The organism is Nitrosomonas ureae (assembly GCF_900108305.1).
Lineage (GTDB): Bacteria > Pseudomonadota > Gammaproteobacteria > Burkholderiales > Nitrosomonadaceae > Nitrosomonas > Nitrosomonas ureae_B.
Map to the genome: position 1 here is coordinate 224,006 of NZ_FNUX01000002.1, position 14,237 is coordinate 238,242.

15 protein-coding genes are annotated in these 14,237 nt (G+C 47.2%); 3 read left to right on the forward strand and 12 right to left on the reverse strand.

Annotated features, from left to right (window positions below):
* The first annotated feature begins 60 nt into the window (after positions 1-60).
* A complete protein-coding gene (locus C4S39_RS02470; protein ID WP_258039242.1) occupies positions 61-387 on the forward strand; it encodes a c-type cytochrome in 327 nt (108 codons plus the stop codon).
* 27 nt (positions 388-414) lie between these two features.
* On the forward strand, positions 415-744 hold the full coding sequence (locus C4S39_RS02475) for a c-type cytochrome (RefSeq protein ID WP_103965469.1): 330 nt from the start codon (positions 415-417) through the stop codon (positions 742-744).
* Positions 745-836: 92 nt separating this feature from the next.
* On the opposite strand, the gene C4S39_RS02480 is transcribed toward C4S39_RS02475, so the two are convergent.
* Genes C4S39_RS02480 through aat form a run of 6 tightly spaced genes read right to left on the reverse strand, consistent with a single transcriptional unit; the run spans position 837 to position 5,074 of the window.
* Positions 837-1,265 carry a DUF1841 family protein gene (locus C4S39_RS02480; RefSeq protein ID WP_103965470.1) on the reverse strand — a complete coding sequence of 143 codons (429 nt, stop codon included), beginning with the start codon at positions 1,263-1,265 and terminating at the stop codon, positions 837-839.
* Positions 1,266-1,279: 14 nt separating this feature from the next.
* Positions 1,280-1,912 carry an endonuclease III gene (gene nth, locus C4S39_RS02485; RefSeq protein ID WP_103965471.1) on the reverse strand — a complete coding sequence of 211 codons (633 nt, stop codon included), beginning with the start codon at positions 1,910-1,912 and terminating at the stop codon, positions 1,280-1,282.
* A complete protein-coding gene (gene rsxB / locus C4S39_RS02490; RefSeq protein WP_103965472.1) occupies positions 1,909-2,592 on the reverse strand; it encodes an electron transport complex subunit RsxB in 684 nt (227 codons plus the stop codon). Before rsxB ends, nth begins: the two co-directional genes overlap by 4 nt.
* The gene (locus C4S39_RS02495) at positions 2,589-3,626 is read right to left on the reverse strand and encodes a quinone-dependent dihydroorotate dehydrogenase (protein WP_103965473.1); all 1,038 of its coding nucleotides are present in this window, start codon (positions 3,624-3,626) and stop codon (positions 2,589-2,591) included. The genes rsxB and C4S39_RS02495 overlap by 4 nt, the downstream gene beginning before the upstream one ends.
* 41 nt (positions 3,627-3,667) lie before the next feature.
* Positions 3,668-4,375: an arginyltransferase gene (locus tag C4S39_RS02500; protein ID WP_103965474.1), complete on the reverse strand. Its 708-nt coding sequence runs from the start codon at positions 4,373-4,375 to the stop codon at positions 3,668-3,670.
* A 9-nt stretch (positions 4,376-4,384) separates the two neighbouring features.
* Entirely contained in the window at positions 4,385-5,074 is a 690-nt protein-coding gene (aat, locus tag C4S39_RS02505) for a leucyl/phenylalanyl-tRNA--protein transferase (protein ID WP_374953009.1), read from the reverse strand.
* A 143-nt stretch (positions 5,075-5,217) separates the two neighbouring features.
* Here aat and C4S39_RS02510 point away from each other — a divergent pair, with 143 nt between their 5' ends.
* On the forward strand, positions 5,218-6,132 hold the full coding sequence (locus tag C4S39_RS02510) for a hypothetical protein (protein WP_103965497.1): 915 nt from the start codon (positions 5,218-5,220) through the stop codon (positions 6,130-6,132).
* Between the two features lie 329 nt (positions 6,133-6,461).
* Here C4S39_RS02510 and C4S39_RS02515 read toward each other — a convergent pair whose 3' ends face one another.
* From C4S39_RS02515 to uca, 6 genes are all read right to left on the reverse strand, one after another.
* On the reverse strand, positions 6,462-7,007 hold the full coding sequence (locus tag C4S39_RS02515; protein WP_258039243.1) for a hypothetical protein: 546 nt from the start codon (positions 7,005-7,007) through the stop codon (positions 6,462-6,464).
* Between the two features lie 170 nt (positions 7,008-7,177).
* Positions 7,178-7,744, reverse strand: coding sequence for a TetR/AcrR family transcriptional regulator (locus tag C4S39_RS02520; RefSeq protein WP_103965476.1), 567 nt, complete (start codon positions 7,742-7,744; stop codon positions 7,178-7,180).
* Between the two features lie 39 nt (positions 7,745-7,783).
* Complete coding sequence (locus C4S39_RS15645; RefSeq protein ID WP_258039244.1) at positions 7,784-8,095, reverse strand: hypothetical protein; 312 nt, start codon at positions 8,093-8,095, stop codon at positions 7,784-7,786.
* Entirely contained in the window at positions 8,061-8,420 is a 360-nt protein-coding gene (locus C4S39_RS15650) for an NAD(P)-binding domain-containing protein (RefSeq protein WP_258039245.1), read from the reverse strand. The genes C4S39_RS15645 and C4S39_RS15650 overlap by 35 nt, the downstream gene beginning before the upstream one ends.
* 369 nt (positions 8,421-8,789) lie before the next feature.
* Positions 8,790-10,613, reverse strand: coding sequence for an allophanate hydrolase (gene atzF / locus C4S39_RS02530; protein ID WP_103965477.1), 1,824 nt, complete (start codon positions 10,611-10,613; stop codon positions 8,790-8,792).
* Positions 10,610-14,233 carry an urea carboxylase gene (uca, locus tag C4S39_RS02535; protein ID WP_103965478.1) on the reverse strand — a complete coding sequence of 1,208 codons (3,624 nt, stop codon included), beginning with the start codon at positions 14,231-14,233 and terminating at the stop codon, positions 10,610-10,612. Before uca ends, atzF begins: the two co-directional genes overlap by 4 nt.
* Positions 14,234-14,237: the final 4 nt, after the last annotated feature.

Below are 14,237 nucleotides of genomic sequence, written 5' to 3' on the forward strand. Positions count from 1 at the left end.
TTTCATTGACCAAACCGAGCGTATCGTTTAAAGTTCAACTTTTGAGAGAAGGAGGATTAGATGAAACACAAATTGATTATGAATTTATTACTTGCCATGGGTATGTTCTTGGCATTTACAGGCGTATCTCAAGCAGAAGGGGATGCGGCAGCGGCAAAGGACAAACTTTCAATGTGTGAGGGTTGTCACGGAATTCCAGGGTATAGAACAGCTTTTCCTAATGCTTATAATGTTCCCAAACTGGGCGGGCAGCATGCGGAATATATCGTTAAAGCATTAGAAGGATACAAAAATGGCACACGTAGCCATCCGACTATGACCGGCTTGGCTAAAACGTTATCGGAACAGGATTTCAAAGATTTTGCTGCTTATTATTCTAAAAATTAATTAAGTCATTTACGCAAGGAACGAATTATGAAGAATTATGTAATCGCTGCAGTAAGTGCAGCGGCCTTGATAATATCCAGTCAATTAATGGCTGCTGATATTGAAGCAGGTAAAAGCAAAGCGGCTGAAGTATGTGCGGCATGCCATGGTGTGGATGGCAATAGTCCTGCACCGAATTTCCCTAAGATTGGTGGGCAGTATAGAAGCTATTTAGTAAAATCGTTGAACGATTACAAATCCGGTGCGCGGAATGATCCTATCATGGCTGGAATGACTGCAAATCTAAGTGCAGCTGATATTGAGAATTTGGCTTTTTACTATTCAAGCTTGCCGGGCACTTTGAATTCAAACAAATAAAAAAGCAGATTAATAATTTTATTTGTGCTTGAAATAGAAGCGGGATAAATACCGTAATTTGTTCGGTTTTATCCCGTTTTTAATTGAAACATTCAACCGATTCGTTTATCCAGACAATCGAAATAAATGATTGCATCCGGCGCAGATTGATAGCGCTGTGCTTGCCAAATCATTTCTGCGAGGCACTCCATTACCTGATGGGTGGCATCGTGTTCGCTTCCGGTTTTTTCCAGCAGTTGGGTGAATCGTTCGCAAATGCCAATAGGTTGATTGATAGATAGCTGTTCTTTGATCGCTACATGCATGCTCATGTGCAAAAATGGATTCGTATTACCCATTTCAGGCAAAAAATCCTTATCCAAATACTGATCGGGATTATCAAGCAATCCTTGATATTCCTGGTGTTGCAGTATTACTTCCAATGCAATTGTTTCTATCCCGGATAGGACTTCTTGCTGATGGTATTTACGCCAAGTATCAAAAAATAATTGACGTGCTTGTACTCGAGATGGTTTGAACATAGGAGCCGTTGAGGTTAAATGCTTTTATCCTTGAATTCACACAGATGATTTATTTTGCATGCTGAACATATTGGTTTTCTCGCTTTACAAACGTATCTGCCGTGAAGAATCAGCCAATGGTGAGCATCCTGACGAAATTCTTTTGGCACCGCTTTAAGCAATTTTAACTCCACTTCTAAAACATTTTTTCCTGGCGCAAGCCCTGTGCGATTGGCGATCCTGAAAATATGAGTATCGACAGCGATTGTCGGCTCACCAAAAGCTGTATTCAAGATGACATTGGCGGTCTTTCGTCCGACGCCGGGTAATTGCTCGAGCAGCTCCCGCGTACGCGGCACTTCACTCCGATGTTGTTGTATTAACAATTGGCAGGTGGCCAGGATATTTTTTGCTTTGGTTTTATATAATCCAATTCTTTGGACAAACTCAACTAAACCAGCTTCTCCTAAAGCAAGAATTTTCTCTGGGGTATCGGCCTTGAGAAATAATTTTCGTGTTGCCAGATTAACGCTTTTGTCTGTAGCCTGAGCGGAAAGTATTACTGCAATAAGCAATTCAAAAGGTGTGCGATATTCCAGTTCAGTGGTCGGGTTTGGGTTGATAGTTTTCAGGCAAGCAAAAATCTCATGGCGTTTGGCGGCATTCATTTGTTTTTTATGAAATCTGGTTTGTTTTCTGTCCGGGCGCGTATTGCAGCTGCACGCTTGAGCGCGGCTGAAATAATCGCTTGTTTGCGAACTTCAGAGCTTGTCTGAGCTTGTGGTGGCTGGATAAGTTCTTGGGTGCGCGCCTTGTGATCAGCTTGCCTCTCATGTGCAATTCGTTGCTGGCGAAATTGGTAGCGCAAGCGCGCTTTGTCCGCAGCTTGTTTTTTTACGGCATCTACGGATGAGTTGGCCAGATCCGCTGCTTTTTTATCAACCGGAATCATGCTGATGCAATCCATCGGGCACGGTGTAACACACAAATCGCAACCCGTGCATTCATCTGCGATCACTGTATGCATTTGCTTGGCGGCACCGATAATCGCATCGACAGGACAAGACTGGATACAGAATGTGCAGCCAATACACAAATTTTCATCTATCCAGGCAACAACTTGAAGGGATCCTGGAAAGCCGTGCATGGTATTGAGGGGTTTAGTTGGAATACCCAATAACTCAGCAATTTTTTGAATACCTTGCTGTCCTCCCGGAGGACATTGGTTGATATCTGCGCCGCCTTCTACGATAGCTTCTGCATAGGGTCTGCAGCCAGCAAAACCGCATTTTTTGCATTGGGTTTGCGGCAAGATTGCATCTATCTTTTCTATCAGCAATTGGTTCATTGTTGTAAATGGTTATGTTTTGAATCAGCACAAATCAGTTGGGCAATTTCTTTAATCAAGCTGGGGCCATGGTAAATTAAGCCGGTATATAGCTGGATCAGGCTGGCTCCGGAGTTTAATTTGTCTTGTGCATCATCGGGCGATAAGATGCCGCCAACCCCGATGATTGGAATAGCGCCTTGCAGAAAATGATGCAATTGCTGGATTACTGCTGTAGCGCTTTGAGTTAATGGAGCGCCACTGAGCCCTCCGCTTTCTTGCGCGAGTTTCAGATGTTCAATGCCCATTCGTGAAATTGTCGTATTGGTAGCAATCACTCCATCTATGCGATGCTTCAGCAGTAGCGCAGCAATCGATTCGATTTGCTTTTCATCAAGATCGGGCGCTATTTTTACCGCCATTGGTACATATTTTCCATGAATTTGCACTAATTTCGCTTGTTCGGACTTTAATCCGCCCAACAACTGATCAAGAGCATCGGCAGCTTGTAATTGCCGTAAATCTTTTGTATTGGGTGATGAAATATTGATTGTCACGTAACTGGCGTGACAATAAACTTTCTGCAACCCGATCAAATAGTCATCGATCGCTTTTTCTAGCGGTGTGGAAAAATTCTTGCCAATATTAATGCCCAATATGCCTTGGTAATTCGAACGTTGGATATTTTCAACCAGCTGCTCGACACCATGATTATTAAAACCCATGCGATTGATGATTGCGTTTGCCTCGGGCACACGGAAAATGCGCGGTGTTGGGTTGCCTGGCTGAGGTTTTGGCGTGACCGTGCCAATTTCAATGAAACCGAATCCCATTGCGGCAAGCGCGTCCAGATGCTCGCCGTTCTTATCCAAGCCGGCGGCCAATCCGACAGGGTTAGGGAATGTAAGTCCCATTACGCTTCTCGGTCGACAGGAAATAGAAACACGCTTCAGCAAACCCAGCCGACTGACTTGCTCAATTACCCTGAACGTGATTCTGTGAGCGGATTCCGGATCCAGCTTAAAAAGCAGCGGACGAAGCAGAGTATAGAACATGCAGAATTTTATCCCGAAGCAATGACCGATTTGAATGAATTTTAAGAAATATTGCCGCTGCCCGGCAATTGCCAGCAACCATTAATCAAAATTTCGAGTGGTTGAAAATTGGCTTTATAACGCATTTTCTGATTTTCTTTGATCCAATAACCGAGATAAAGATAATCCAGGCCCCATTGCCGGCATTGTTCAATCTGCCATAGGATATTGTAAGTACCAAAACTTGCGTGAGCGATATCTGCATCAAAAAAGGTATATACCGATGAAATACCATCAGGGAGAATGTCAATAATACTGATCATGCGTAACCGATCGGCTTCATGGAACTCTACCAATTTGGAATTCACGTAGCTTTGCAATAAGAAATTGTGATATTGCTCACGACAATCATTATCCATGCCGCCACCCAAGTGGCGCTTGGATTGATAACGCTGATAAAGTGCATAGTGTTCCGGTTTGTAGTGCAATGGATGCTGCGTGGCTATTAAATGCCGATGCAGTTTCCAGGCGCGTCGTTGAGCACGTTTGGAAGTAAAAGTTTTGACATTAACGCGCACTGATTGACAAGCCTGGCAATGCTCACAACAAGGACGATAGATATAATGTCCGCTGCGACGAAAGCCCGCCTGAACTAACTTCCCATAGGTTCTCGTATCAATCAGATGTTCTGGGGTTGCGATTTCTGAGCATGCCAATCTATCAGGCAAATAGCTGCAGGAATAAGGGTTAGTGGTATGAAATTTAGGCACGGATAAGCTCTATTCAATCAAAGTGCGTTCAAAGTTCCATTTGTTGCCGGATTCGAATTCAGTCGTAATTAGACAGTCCAATTTTTGACTAAATTCTGCTCTGGAAATTTCTTGTGCGCCCAAGGATGCCAGATGATGGGTTTTAACCTGGCAATCTATCAGGCCAAACTGCCAGGATTGTAACTGTTTTACCAGATGAACCAGGGCAATTTTTGACGCATCTTGAACCCGCGAAAACATCGATTCACCAAAAAATACCTTACCCAAGGCGACGCCATACAGTCCCCCGGCAAGCTCATTATCGATCCAGGTTTCCACGCAATGTGCCAATCCCATTTCATGGAGTGCGGTATAAGCGGCGATCATTTGTGGGTGTATCCAGGTACCTGACTGGCCTTCGCGCGGTGCTGCACAAGCTAGCATAACCTGAGTGAAGTTGCAGTCAGTGCAAATTTTATAGTTGGCTTTCTTAACAGTCTTGCGTAGTGAGCGAGAGATTTTCAATTGGTGTGGAAACAGCACCATGCGCGGATCCGGACTCCACCAAAGAATCGGCTGATCTTCATTAAACCAGGGGAAAATGCCCTTGCTATAAGCCTCAAGCAAGCGATGCGAAGTAAGATCCCCGCCAATAGCCAGCAACCCATTGGGCTCGCTCAACGCATTTTCCACCGGTGGAAATGATGCAAAAGTTCTCATACTGGAATTCATTAAATTCTCAAAACGAAGCACTGATTACTACTATCTTGATGTGGATCAAAGTTGCTGCAAATTTTTTTTTATATGCTATTGCAATTAATTATTCACCGCATCCAAAAACTAAACTTATAAAGGAGAATTATATGAAGTATTTTTTACAAAAGGGAAGGTCAGCTGCTAATTTTATAACAATTGTTTCGTTATTCATTATTTTTGCGGTAACTACGACACAAGCCTATGCGCAGGATGCGGCAGCCCAACGCATCAAACAGCTGGAAAATACCTTGCAGGAAATTCAGAATGAGTTAAATAGAATCAAGGCGGAATCGGTGCAAACTACGCGGAAAGTTGAGCAGATTCAGGAAACGTCGGTACAAACCACCAGAAAGGTGGAGCAGATTCAGCAAGCCAGCATCCCAGCTGAGAGGAAAAGTATCGATCTCGATGGTATGAGTCAAAAAAAGATCATGCTGTTTTTCCGTGGTGGCTATGGCAGAAGCGATGGGCATCGTAATGGTGTATCGATTGAAAGCCGTGTCGCGCCGGTGGGCGCGCAGGAGCAAGCGGACCGGCATGCGTGGTATACCGGCGCCGGGTTTGATTTTCAATTGACCAAGGATACTTGGGGATTCATGCCCAAAACTGAAATTGATGCAGAGCTGATGTTTGAATATAAGCAATATGGTCATGGCATTCTGGGCAATGCGCTGGCGAACGAGCCTACGCAGCTGGCGGGGGGTGCATACAATCCTCGGGGGGTGACTGTTAATCAATTTACTTTAACCGCATCACCCAAAATTAAGTTTAATCATTTTGCGGAATATAAAATCAGACCCTGGATTATCCCGGCCGGTCTGGCGATACACGTCGTCAGCCCTCCCACTGAATCCATTACCGTACTGGAACCGGGCATTATGTTTGCAGGCGGTATTGAATATAACATATGGAAAGATTTCTTCATTGGCACTGATGCGCGTTACCAATTAGTCGCTGGTTCGCTGGATGGCACGAAAATTGGCGGCTTGACCGTTGGTGGCTATGTGGGTATCGGTTTTTAAACCCGTGTATACGCTGCCTATGAGCAATCAACTACCGTAACAGTAGGATTCTTGTGATTTATTGATTAGTGCCATGTTTTGTTCGTTCGTTACCAAAAGAGTATCAATGAGTAACGAAGCCTTTGCACCTCACCATTCGCTTGGTGAGGTGCTTTTTTATGATGCAATAGAACCGGGTGGATTCCAGCTGTTTTTCTGAGAACTTAATCATAAGAGATGGCGACGTTGCCAACATAACCTACCATTGAGTTCTCCAGTAAACGTTCGCTTATATCAACTGGGTAATACGATGACTAGATGATTCGATCTTCATATAAGTGAAATAGAAACTAATCAATTATTCGTTTGAGATTGGATAAAAAGACAGCCACCGCGCTCAGTAAGAGCAAAGGCCAGAACTGAACAAAAGGCTCATACCATTTCGTGCCGACCGTAATCGGGATTTCCAGCGTGAAATCAGCTTGGTGTTCGTCTACCCCCGAGAGGCGTATGACATATTCTCCCGGCTCATCGATGCGGATGTCCTGATAAATAATACCGGATTGATAATTTCGGGCGGGAATCGACAACAGTGACTGCGCTGGCGCGCCACCGATTTCCTTAAACAGGCTGAGCGCTACAGGTTGTTCGCGCATAGATACGGGATGCAGCAGGTCGATGGTAATACTGAGCAGGCCAGGGCTGGGCACCTTACCGCACAGAATGGGAACGGACATTGCACTCAGAGCATCATCCGGTACCTTATAATCATGAGGAATAAAATAAGCGGAATAACCGATCAGCAATGTTTCAGACTCAATCGTGCAGGTGCCGCCACGAAAGCCTTTGGGATAAGTTTCCGATCCGTCTCCCTGAGAGCTTACGTGAAACTGCATGCCGCGATCACAACGATGCTCATCAATATTCCCGTGACAATTACAAGACGCCGGGCGCGGATCGATAAATTCTGCCAGATTGTGGTCATTTTTCCTCCCTGATAAATATTTTAAGTGGTTAAAAAAATCGATGGTTCAGCCCGGTTCTATTCTTACCACCGGACATGGATTTATTGTGCGCTTCGCAAAATATCTGCAGCGGCCAGCCGTCCTATATGCGCAATTTCACCATTGCCGGTAACCATTGCTGTCACGATGGTGCCATCAATCAATAGGCTCAGTTTTTCCGTTACTATCTCGGGATCCCGCGCGCCGCTTTCCGCTACCATTGACTGGAGTTTTGCATTTATTTTTTCCCTGTGTCCGTTGGCAATTTCCTGTATCCAGCTATTGCTCTTTTCATGTTCAGCCACGGCATTGATAAATACGCAACCGAAAAAATCGTCACTGCCAAACCAGTCCTGCATTAAATCGAATAGTGCCAGGATACGGTCGATAGGCGTGCATTCCATTGTCGGCAGATCCGAATCAAACCAGCGGAACCACATATTTGCTTCCGCCTCGAATACGGCTTTGAGCAAGTTTTCTTTCGATCCGTAATGCGTGTAGAGACTGCGCCGGGATACCCCCGATTCTTTAATGATTCTGGCGATACCGGTAGCATGAATGCCCACACGGCAGAACAGGCGGCGTGCCGTCCACAGTATTTTTTCCTCGACTGATATTTTTCTAGGCATTAGTGTTAAGCATCATCCATTTGTGATGAGAGGATCTCTTCATATATTCGCATTCGATTGTGTTCCAACCTGTTTCCTGAGTTTCCTGGCGATTCTGCCGGCCTCAGCACGGATTTCCCGCAACTGGCCACTGAGCGGGTTGATTTGTCCGATAAAATAGAGACGGGGTGCTTTCTCGAATTCCTGATCACCCGAAATTTTTGGCCTGCCCTTCTCGTCAGCAATGCCTGGTATCTGTACAAGCTCAGGAATTCCGGTACGGAAACCGGTTCCAGCTACGATGACATCAGGCTGCAGTGTTATTGTGGCATTATCATTATTCTGTACTGTGGCTCCAGCAGTACTTTGCACATGCACCGTCGGGCCGGAGATTTTCTGTATCGGACCAACAATTCAAATGTCTTAACCCTATTCCCAGGCCTACGATCGGAATACCAAAAATTCTTTTGGGCAGAAAGTGCGGCAATGTTCTGACAGACATCGTTACCGAGCTTACATACTCAGTCAGTCTGCTGGCAATTTCAGCTGCGGAATTGCCGCTGCCGATCACGAACACATGCTTTTTCGCGTAATCCTGTGTCCGTTTGAATGTTGAAGAGTGAAGGATTTCTTCTGGAAAAGCCTCTCTTCCTTCCCATTCGGGAATCACTGGAATACGGCAAGTACCGATTGCCATGACAACCGCCCGTGATTCGAATTGCCGATGATCATTGCTTATGATCAGTCAGATATCGCGGTTACGGTCATATAAGATTCTGTATTGCCTAAGATCACTCAAGATTTATGCCATTGATCACATTTTGGGTATCCGAGTCAATCATGATCAAATCTCCATAACATCCCAACAGTAGAAATTCATAACCCGTTTGCCTACTTAATTGATCTGACAGGTATTCAGTATTATTGTCAGCAAAAGGTAGACTTATCATTCTCATTTTGTGAGTAATATACTGGAAATCATGAAATGGCAAGCTGGATAAATGAGAGGTGGGATGAATGGGAGGTGTTTTTCTGAGATATCGGGATTAGCCCAATTGGTTTTCCATTATGAGAGGTCGCGTTGTTTCAGGTAGTTACGCCATCCACCAAATTGACTGATATCCATTGCATTCTCGATGGCATAACGCTCGCAGACAAAACCCAGCAGCGTTTCACCGTTCACCAACGTAATGGTACCGATCCCTAAGGGTACCGGAATGCCGACTACGAAACTCCCTAATTCATACATCGGTAACTCCCAAACCTCCACCTCAATCGGAACCCCCTGCTCATTTTTGTTGACCCGAATTAAGCCGGGACGTTGCGGAGGATTGCCGGGTAATGCGTAGAGCCTGTAGTCAGGGGAAGTGGTAGTGCTTGTCACCAATCGGCCTCGACGGCTGGTTAATTGTCCGTTCAATGGCAAGCCGGATAAATGTGCGCCACAAACAGCTATCCGTACCTGTCCCGATTCGGGTGCGGCAGGAAAATGAGCATCCTGACGTAATGCAATGCCAGTTGCGCCCAGAGAGAGTGATTGGTGCTGCTGTAAACGATGGGCAAGATGCAGTAATGGATGATCTTGATGGGCTGGTGCTGCCAGCGTTATGCCAAAAGGCAGTCCGTTGCTCTGAAAGCCTGCAGGGACGGCTATTGCTGCATAATCAAGCAGATTCATGAAATTGGTATAATAACCCAGATTGGTATTGAGGCGGATAGGATCCCGCTGCATGGCCTGAATGGAGTAGATCGTTCCTGCGGTGGGTGTTAATAAACAATCAACATGAGTCCAAATCTGATCTGCTTGTTGTTTGATGCGGCGTAATTGGTAAAAACCATTGAATGCATCGGCCGCCGAGCGATGTTTCGCAGTCGCGATGATTTCATGCACCGGTGCAATGATTTGATCGCCATGCAGTTCGAAGAATGATTGAATCGCTGCATAGCGCTCAGCTACCCAAGGACCCTCGTAAAGAAGCCGGGCGGCTTCAAGAAAGGGTTCAAAATCAATCTCGACCGCTTCTCCGCCCAGCGCTTGTATGCGCGTTATGGTTTCATTAAATAACCGTTCGTTATCAGGATTATCAAAAAATTTAAGATGTTGCTTGTGCGGAATGCCAAAACGAAAATGGAGAGCGGCACCAAAATTGAAACCGTGACTTTTTCTTTCCCTGGAATAAATATCCGCTGCGTCGTAGCCAGCGCAAGCTTTCAGAATGTGTGTCACGTCAATGGCAGTAAAGGCGAAAATGGATACCGTATCAAGGGAACGGCAGGCGGGTACCACGCCATGCGTCGAGAGCCAGCCTTTGGTGGGTTTATATCCGATCAGATTATTAAAAGCGGCGGGAACTCTGCCGGAACCTGCGGTATCGGTGCCGAGGCTGAAACACACCTGTCCTTTAGCTACGGCGACAGCCGAACCTGAACTTGATCCCCCGGAAATATAAGCAGGATCAAATGCGTTCCGGCAAGCCCCATAGGGAGATCGTGTGCCGTTTAGTCCGGTAGCGAATTGGTCAAGATTGGATTTGCCGACAGGAATTGCACCTGCATCTATCAATTTTTTCACGACCGTTGCGCTACATGAAGGCGTGTAGGCAAAGGCCGGGCAAGCTGCCGTTGTTGGTAATCCCGCTAAATCTATATTGTCTTTGATGGCGAAAGGTATGCCATACAATGGGAGCGATGCCATACCTGCAGCTTCCACTTTACGGGCATAATCTTTCAATGATTCCAATGGAAGCGTAGAAATCCAGGCATGATCCGGATCATTCTGAATCTCGGCGTGAATTGCTTCAACCAATTGAGTCGGTGAGAGTTCGCCACTCGCATAGCATTGCAGCAAAGATGTAATGTCACCCAGCGGGAAAAGCTTCTTTTTCATCATTTTTCTTCCTGAATGACGAAAAGCGCCTGTCCGGCAGATACGTATCCTCCCTGTTTGCAGAATAACTGCCGTATTGTGCCGGTAACCGGCGAATCCACTGCGAATTCCATTTTCATCGATTCTATTACGATAACGGGCTTACCCGCTTCAATACGCTCGCCTTCTTTGACCAGCAGCTTCCAGACGGTACCGGTTACTTGAGCGCTGATCGCCTGCGCACCTTCCGGCAAGTCCAGCTCACTTTGCGCATCGGCTTCATCCAACATATCTTCATTGACATACTGGGACAGATTGTTGGCTTCCCAGTGCCTCCGTTCGGCCTCAAATGCCGCTTGTTGCGTGGTTTTGAATGCGTTGATACTGGCAGCTTGCTGTTGCAGGAAAATATTGTATTGTTTAAGGTTTAAAACAGTTTCTTCGATACGCAGCTTAAAATATCCGCTAATAAAATCCTTGCGCAGCTTGAGCAATTCATCTTCACTCACCGGATAGAACCGGATCTGATCAAAGAAACGCAGTAACCAGGGTTTTCCATCGATAAAATCCGCTGTCTGGCGGTAGCGATTCCACATCGGTATAGTACGGCCGACGAACTGATAACCGCCCGGACCTTCCATGCCGTACACGCATAAATAAGCGCCGCCAATACCGACCGCATTTTCAGGCGTCCAGGTACGGGCTGGATTGTACTTAGTAGTCACTAAACGGTGGCGAGGATCCAGCGGGGTAGCTACCGGTGCGCCCAGATAGACATCTCCGAGTCCCATAACCAAATAACTGGCTGCAAAAACGATGCGCCGGACATCTTCAATGCTTTCCAGTCCGTTAATACGGCGGATAAATTCAATGTTGCTCGGACACCAGGGTGCATCACTGCGCACTGACTGCATGTATTTCTCGATAGCCAGTTGTGTCGCGATATCATTCCAGGATAAAGGAAGATGAACGATGCGGGACGGCACCTCCATATCATCAATCGCAGGCAATTGCCTTTCGCCAGCAATCAGAAGCGCCAGCAATGCATCGCGCGACAGCTGCAAGGACTCAAAGTGGATTTGCAAGGAGCGGATTCCGGGTGTCAGATCCAGGATGCCACAAAGTCCGTCATCGATACGTTGCTGCAACCAATTCATTAAGGCATGAGCGCGGAAGCGCAAGTTGAGATCAAGTACCGGAGGCCCGTACTCGACCAGCAAGTATTTGTCGCCGGACTGACGATAAGTCACCTGCATCTGTTCTGTACTCTGGGGAATACGATGTAGAACAGGATCTCCCGGCTCTCCGAAAATGGAATGAGTCCGTCCAGGGTTATGCGTCTCAAGATTCCTGATTAATTCACTCTGCTGTTGTTCCAACGCAGATGCCTGCTCTATGGATACGGGACGGAAGCGGATGCTGTCGCCAGGCTTGAGCTGCCCGATTTTCCAAAGCTCTGCCTGAATAATAGTGACCGGACAAACAAAACCACCCAGGCTGGGACCATCCGGGCCCAGGATAATCGGCATGTCTCCGGTAAAATCCACTGCGCCTATGGCGTAAGCGTTATCGTGAATGTTGGAAGGATGCAGGCCGGCTTCCCCGCCGTCGCTACGCGCCCATTGTGGTTTGGGGCCAATCAGCCGTACGCCTGTGCGACTTGAGTTGTGGTGTACTTTCCATTCAGCGGCAAAAAAATGCTCGATATCCGCGGAAGTGAAAAAATCGGGCGCGCCATGAGGACCATACAGAACTGCAATTTCCCAACGGTTGGTATATTGCGGAATCAATTCGTGCGGCAAATACCGTGAGACAGGAGGATGAGGGGATGGAAGCGGAGGAATATGAAGTACATCGCCGGTACGCAATACACGCCCGGCATGCCCGCCAAATTGCCCGAGCGTGAAAGTGGATTTGCTGCCAAGGTAATCGGGAGCTTGGAAACCGCCATATATGGCCAGATAAGCCCGACTGCCACCATGTTTGATTTTGCCAAATTGCAAGCGCGAGCCTGCTTTGACAAAATGGGATTGCCATTGCGGCAGCGGTTCGTTATCCAGCAACACATCCATCGGCGCACCGCAAATCGCTATGATGCTGTCGCAATTAAAATCCAGCGTCGGTCCTGCGAGAGTAATTTCCAGTCCGGCGCTATCATCCGAATTATTGACCAATTGGTTAGCCAGACGAAAAGCCAGGTTATCCATCGGTCCGGAAGGGGGAACGCCAACATTCCAATAACCAATACGTCCCGGATAATCCTGGATCATGGTCTGCACACCGGCATTCAAAACGTTGATGCTATGCGGCTGATAATGGAATCCGTTGAGAAATTGCGTGTGCGATTGCCCGCTACGGAATACCGCGCTGCGCAGTATTTGCCCGAGATATGCAAGATTGGTTTCAATCCCGTATAGCGATGTGTTCTCCAACGCGGCCAGTAGTTTTGCGATGGCTTCCCCGCGTTCCGGTGCGTGGATGATGATTTTTGCCAGCATCGGATCATAATACGCGGAAACTTCAACGCCGCGCTCGATCCAGGTCTCGACACGTGCATCCGCGGAGAACTCCACTGCGGTCAGTATGCCACTGGAAGGCTGAAATTCTTTTGCAGGATTCTCGGCATAAACCCTGGTTTGAATGGAAACTCCGCGAGGCTGAATGGTAAAGGAGTCGAGTGGCGGCATATCGCCCGCGGCTTGCCGCACCATCCATTCCACCAGATCAAAACCGGTTGCTTCTTCGGTTACGCCGTGCTCAACCTGCAGGCGCGTGTTAACCTCGAGAAAATAAAATTCACCCGTGGCGGCATCAAAAATATATTCAACGGTGCCAGCGGATTGATAATTGACCGCCTTGCCAAGGCGTACCGCGGTATCCAGCAATGCCTGCCGCAGATGTGGCGCAAGGTTGGGGGCGGGTGTTTCCTCGATGACTTTCTGATTACGCCGTTGCATGGAGCAATCGCGCTCGCCCAAGGCGATGACCTGGCCTTTGCCGTCACCGAAAATTTGTACCTCGATATGACGCGCCTGGTCGACATATTTTTCCAAAAATAAACCGGCATCCTTAAAATTGTTTTGCGCAAGCGTTTTGACGGATTCGTAAGCGCCAATCAATTCATCTTGATTCCAGCATAAACGCATACCGATACCGCCGCCGCCGGCGGTACTTTTCAGCATAACGGGATAACCGATATGTTTAGCCTGATGACAGGCAGCATCCAAGTTTTCCAGTAAGCCGGTTCCAGGTAACAGCGGTATCTGATTCTCCATCGCCAGCGCCCGTGCAGTATGCTTCAGGCCAAAGGCGCGCATTTGTTGCGGCGTGGGGCCGATAAAGCAGATATTCTGCGCAGTGCACTGCGCAGCAAATTCTGCATTCTCGCTTAAGAATCCATAACCGGGATGGATGGCTTGAGCACCGGATTGTTCCGCAACCTTAAGGATCTTATCCGGGCGCAAATAGCTTTCCGCTGCAACGCCATCCCCAATGCAGTAAACTTCATCAGCTTCGGTAACATGGCGGGATAACGCATCGGCTTCAGTATAAACTGCCACGCTGGTTATTTGCATGCGGCGCAGTGTACGGATGATCCGGCAAGCGATTGCACCGCGGTTGGCGATGAGTACTTTGCTGAACATGGCA

Bases quoted from the DNA above. Each gene is read 5' to 3' on its own strand.
- C4S39_RS02475 (WP_103965469.1), top strand. From the start codon at position 415: ATGAAGAATTATGTAATCGCTGCAGTAAGTGCAGCGGCCTTGATAATA.
- C4S39_RS02480 (WP_103965470.1), bottom strand. From the start codon at position 1,265: ATGTTCAAACCATCTCGAGTACAAGCACGTCAATTATTTTTTGATACT.
- aat (WP_374953009.1), bottom strand. From the start codon at position 5,074: ATGAGAACTTTTGCATCATTTCCACCGGTGGAAAATGCGTTGAGCGAG.
- nth (WP_103965471.1), bottom strand. From the start codon at position 1,912: ATGAATGCCGCCAAACGCCATGAGATTTTTGCTTGCCTGAAAACTATC.
- atzF (WP_103965477.1), bottom strand. From the start codon at position 10,613: ATGATGAAAAAGAAGCTTTTCCCGCTGGGTGACATTACATCTTTGCTG.
- rsxB (WP_103965472.1), bottom strand. From the start codon at position 2,592: ATGAACCAATTGCTGATAGAAAAGATAGATGCAATCTTGCCGCAAACC.
- C4S39_RS02515 (WP_258039243.1), bottom strand. From the start codon at position 7,007: ATGCAGTTTCACGTAAGCTCTCAGGGAGACGGATCGGAAACTTATCCC.
- C4S39_RS02520 (WP_103965476.1), bottom strand. From the start codon at position 7,744: ATGCCTAGAAAAATATCAGTCGAGGAAAAAATACTGTGGACGGCACGC.
- C4S39_RS02510 (WP_103965497.1), top strand. From the start codon at position 5,218: ATGAAGTATTTTTTACAAAAGGGAAGGTCAGCTGCTAATTTTATAACA.
- C4S39_RS02470 (WP_258039242.1), top strand. From the start codon at position 61: ATGAAACACAAATTGATTATGAATTTATTACTTGCCATGGGTATGTTC.
- C4S39_RS02495 (WP_103965473.1), bottom strand. From the start codon at position 3,626: ATGTTCTATACTCTGCTTCGTCCGCTGCTTTTTAAGCTGGATCCGGAA.
- C4S39_RS15650 (WP_258039245.1), bottom strand. From the start codon at position 8,420: ATGGCAATCGGTACTTGCCGTATTCCAGTGATTCCCGAATGGGAAGGA.
- uca (WP_103965478.1), bottom strand. From the start codon at position 14,233: ATGTTCAGCAAAGTACTCATCGCCAACCGCGGTGCAATCGCTTGCCGG.